The organism is Rhodopirellula maiorica SM1, assembly GCF_000346295.1.
Lineage (GTDB): Bacteria > Planctomycetota > Planctomycetia > Pirellulales > Pirellulaceae > Novipirellula > Novipirellula maiorica.
In genome coordinates this window covers 1-3,409 of sequence record NZ_ANOG01000548.1, presented here as the reverse complement: position 1 = coordinate 3,409, position 3,409 = coordinate 1, and the positions used below count along the sequence as shown (strand labels likewise).

The window sequence follows — 3,409 nt, the reverse complement described above, 5'->3', positions numbered from 1 at the left end:
GAGACGCCGTAATGCACCGCCATCGGATGCTGCCATCCTTTGCTTTCCGCGTCAAAGTTGACCAAGTTCACCCAGGGGATCTCTTCTTTTTCGACGTAGGACTCGAACGCCTCTTGGGTGCTGTCCATGTTGATTCCTACAATGGCAAATCCGGCATCGCCGAATTTTTCAAGGTTCTTCTTCATGTTGGGAACTTCGCCGCGGCACGGCCCACACCAGCTGGCCCAATAATCGACAAGTACGACTTTGCCACGATAGGAACTCCAATCAAACGTTTCGCCATCGGCGGTGGTTCCACTGAGTTCAAAGAAATTGCCGGGCAATCGCAAACGACGCGCCGCACCCGCGGCTCGCGGTGCCGCTTCACGCAACTTGGCGTCCTCGGCATCCTCCAAACGCGAGGCAAGCGATTCGTAGAACGAAGCCGCCAGTTCGGTGTTGTCACCGTAACCAAGTGCATAAGCGAGTTGCGACGCCATACGATAGTTCGTTTGGTCGATCCCGCCGTCGTCAATGATCGCCAACACCTTGTCGACAAGTTCACGTTTTTTCTCATCCGACGCGGTGCGGACCGATTGGATTTCTTGCTTGAGTTGTTCCGCAGCAGCGAGTCGCTGAATCTCAGCGCGCGGGTCCTTCGCCAATTCGTCGATGTAGCTGGCCAGTCGATCTCGAGCCTCGGGTGAGAAGCGTGCCAACATCGCCTGTGCCATCAACGCTTCATTGATCGCTTTCAGCTCATCTTCGAGCGAGATGTCTTCGATCTCACGAATTTTGTCGGTGGTATCCACGACGCCTTGCATTGATCGCATGACGGTTTCGAGTGTGCGACCACGTTCGCTTTTGATCTTTTCGATAAACTCGAACAATTCTTCTGCGGATCCATCGGGGATTTCGATCGGTTTGACCTCTTCTTCTTCCTTCGCTTTTTCTTCCTCGCTGGTGCTGGTCTCGCTTGCCGCGTCCGCTTTGTCATCCGCAAAGCACGTTGATGCTGTCATCGGGATCGACAGCGAGCAAGCGACGAGCACGACTCCGTATGTCGTCCACCGGCAAAGCTTTCGCTGCCAAGTGATGGGGACCAATCCTTGAGGCTCTTTGTTGGGTGACCACAGTGCCATGGTAAAACTCTTTTGCGATAAGAGGTTTCGGAATCGAAGTCGCCATGCTAGCTCGTTTGGCGAGCCCTCACTGGCGAATCACAGAGGTTATTTATACACCCAAGCGATGGTAGGATGACGCGATAGGAGGTTGTTGATCTAAGTTTTGCAACAATTCCTTACCTAGCGAGCGGGGCTGCCCGTGCCGTCCGGCAGGTCGGTGAGCGGCGCTATTTGTACCCCTTTTTCGTTGACCAACAGCACCCCGATCAGCTTTTCGTCTCGGCTTGATATGACAGCGGCGCCGTGCCAAACCTCGCGGCTGAACTTGGCTTCGCGGCAATCCCAAAGGCTGCCATTGTCCCCTAGTTGCTCGGCACCGATCATTTCGATCACCACGTCGGATTGATCGTCACCGGAACGTCGGTTGACGGCAAAGCAGTCTTCGGGGCTTTGCGGAATTCGTATTCGGTCGGCGGTAATGATTTGGTTTTGCGGGATTTCGCTGTCCGCAACTTGGAATACCAAGATGCCATCCGGTGATGCGGGAGATGCAGGAGCATCGAGAACGGAATCGGCACCGTTTGCTTGGTAATTCAGTTGAAACGAGCCCTCTGCTGCGTTTGATTTATTCGCGATCAGATCCGCAGGAACAAGGATCCCTTGCCCCTGGTCCGGCAACGCAACGGCGAGACATGCAGCGCGATCCGATCGCGTTCGGGTGATCCCAAAATAGGACTGTTTCCACGTCGCAACCACGGTTCCCATCGGAGGCGGCCCGTGGGCCAGCAGATTCAGCGGCGTTGCCGATTCAAGCCAAGCGTCGTCACGCCGTCGGTACAGCGTAAAGACATCGCCGGGTTGGACATCGTCGTCCGAGATTGCCGGTCCGGGGGTCATGAAAGCGATTCCGCCTCGCGCGATTGTTGTCAACGATTCGGCAGAGAATTCAAACCCGGTGACGTCCAACCCCATTTGCACCCCGCTGGTCACCCAGAACTTTGAATTTCTCGAAAGCAATCGGGTGTGCCGTTGGTCCACACGAACGCGGATATCCACATGCATTGCGTCGGGCGACAGACTGCTCGAGAGTACTTGGCCGACGTCGATCCCTCGCCACGTCAGCGGCGATCCAGGATAAACGCCCCAGCGATCGTCGCCTCTTAATACCAGTTCCATTCCGCCACGTCCCAAGTCGTCGGGCGGCCTTGAAGTGAGTCCGGTGAACTCAAATTGTTTCTGTGTGGGATCGCCAGGAATCACGGCGATGTATTTTGGTCCCACGGCGGTTTCTAATCCGCTGACGCCCGTCATGCCAACTTCAGGACGGACGATCCAAAACCGAGATCCTTCGCAAGCGACCGTCGATGACGCTTGGTCCAAGATTGCCGTGACATCGATTCCGTTTAGGTCTTGGCGAAGCGAAACTTTTTCGACCACGCCAATTTGGATTCCACGATGACGAATCGGATCGCCCGGTTTCAAACCGTGGCCGTCGTCAAAATGTAAAACAATCGGTGTCCCCGGTGCTGCAGAGGAGTACCAAGTGAGTCCGATCGCGATCACGAGGCACGCCAGCGTCAGAATCCACATGGGCGAATGGCGGCGGATCCACGCGGGCTGTGGCTTGGCAATTTCCGCCGTGGGAAAATCGGAATGGTTCTTGTCGTGATCACTCATTCTGTTTCTTCCCAAATCGAATGAGGGTCAAACGACAACGATGCGATCATGCTCATGGCAACACACAGCGTGAACGCAATCACTGCGGGGCCAAATTGAAAATGAACGAGGTTGCCAAGCTTCACCATCATTACCAAAAATGCCAACAGCATCACGTCCATCATGCTCCATTTGCCAACGTGTTCCATCAGTCGCAGCGTGAACGCCTTGTGTCGCCGCTGTAGTACTTCGAGCCAGCTGAGTTCCACCAGCAATACGATTTTGGTGAGCGGAAAGAGGATCGAAAACAGCAGCACCACGCCGCCGACGAAGTAGTTTCCGTGATGGAACAAATCAAGTATGCCGCTCAGGATACTCTGTTCGTTGCGTTGCCCCAACCGCTCAATCTCGAGGATCGGAAGCAGCACGGCAGGCCAAAAAAGAATGAATGCGGCAACCGAGGCCGCCGCCGTCCGGCTGGCACTTTGGTGTGACGGTGTTGCGTCAGCGAGGATCGATTTGCACCGCGTGCATTGGGCGCGGTCGCCTGGCTGCATCACCGGCAACCGATGAATCAATCCACAGCAATGGCAAGCTCGATACAGCATTCGACGTGTTAGCCTCCTGGGGATTAGGAATTCACGACCTTG

3 protein-coding genes are annotated in these 3,409 nt (G+C 55.3%); all 3 read right to left on the bottom strand.

Translation table 11 applies throughout. The features are described 5' to 3' along the window. A partial coding sequence (locus RMSM_RS17630) for a peroxiredoxin family protein (RefSeq protein ID WP_052031683.1) occupies positions 1-1,121 on the bottom strand: 1,121 nt, incomplete at its 3' end. A 162-nt stretch (positions 1,122-1,283) separates the two neighbouring features. Continuing rightward, positions 1,284-2,780, bottom strand: a complete 1,497-nt coding sequence (locus RMSM_RS17625) for an MlaD family protein (RefSeq protein WP_008699070.1) — start codon at positions 2,778-2,780, stop codon at positions 1,284-1,286. Then, positions 2,777-3,409, bottom strand: a 633-nt coding sequence (locus RMSM_RS17620) for a paraquat-inducible protein A (protein ID WP_315850151.1), incomplete at its 5' end; no start/stop codon positions are given. The genes RMSM_RS17625 and RMSM_RS17620, both read right to left, overlap by 4 nt.

Coding starts and splice junctions, on each gene's coding strand:
- RMSM_RS17625 (WP_008699070.1), bottom strand. CDS start 2,780: ATGAGTGATCACGACAAGAACCATTCCGATTTTCCCACGGCGGAAATT.